This is a genomic window from Yersinia sp. 1252 StPb PI (genome assembly GCF_048593885.1).
Lineage (GTDB): Bacteria > Pseudomonadota > Gammaproteobacteria > Enterobacterales > Enterobacteriaceae > Yersinia > Yersinia enterocolitica_E.
In genome coordinates, this window is the sequence record NZ_JAZGQE010000420.1 from 1 (window position 1) to 892 (window position 892).

Genomic DNA, 892 nt, shown 5'->3' on the forward strand with positions numbered 1-892 from the left:
TTCGTTGTTCTCGCAGACCATGACTAATTCGTCTGGCTTTGCAGAACGCTGCTGAGTAACTTCTCGCTGTTTTGCGTTAGTTTTCTTTCGCATGTATAATTACCTCTGTAATTGGCTTGCATACCTGATTACCGATGCCCTAACAGTTGACGCTGTTGGGGCATTTTCATTTGGGATATTCATGATTAGAAACGCATTGGCATGATGACGACCGAGGCTTTACTGAATGAACCGGAAAACTCGATGATTGCAGAACCTATCGTGCTGCTAGGCTTGATGCGGATACCGCAATATTTAGGGCTGTAGAGCTTTGCTGCCTTTTCGATATCAGCTAAATAACCAGCGTTGAAGCCAATTTCTGAAACCGGATTATTTTCTTTCGGTATGATTCGTTCTACTTTTGGATACACCCCATCAATAACTTCACATAACCCTATGCAAGCCTTGATGCCATTCTTATCCAGATAAGAAACGACGCCAGTTTCAGTATCGATAACTGCTGTTTTGAACTTGGTAAATCTAGGGCCATTGATTGCAACAATGATGTTCCCTTCCAATCCTTCCGTATCGTGCTCACCGATGAATAACCGATGACCATCTGTTGCAAACAGCTTCTTATCAGGAGCAAAGCAGATCCCGTTTAAGTAATAACGAACATCTTTCTTTGCCTGAAAAATCATTGCGCTTAATAGCGCCTCTTTACTCAGAGTTAAAATCATTTTTAACCTCAAAAGTTGATAGTAAATTGTTTGGAATCCCTGACCTTCTGTTGGGCTTTTTGCTTTTGCGGGTTAATCAACAACCGCATCATCCGAAGTGTCGTTGCTATCTCCCTTGCTTCATTCCCTGCTATTGCCAGAATGTTTTCAGGCTTCTCAATCTCGGCAAACTC

The 892-nt window shown here is 42.3% G+C and carries 1 protein-coding gene; it reads right to left on the reverse strand.

Features of this window, described 5'->3' with window-relative positions:
* Positions 1-185: 185 nt before the first annotated feature.
* Entirely contained in the window at positions 186-719 is a 534-nt protein-coding gene (locus V2A85_RS24035; protein ID WP_420072598.1) for a hypothetical protein, read from the reverse strand.
* Between the last annotated feature and the right edge of the window lie 173 nt (positions 720-892).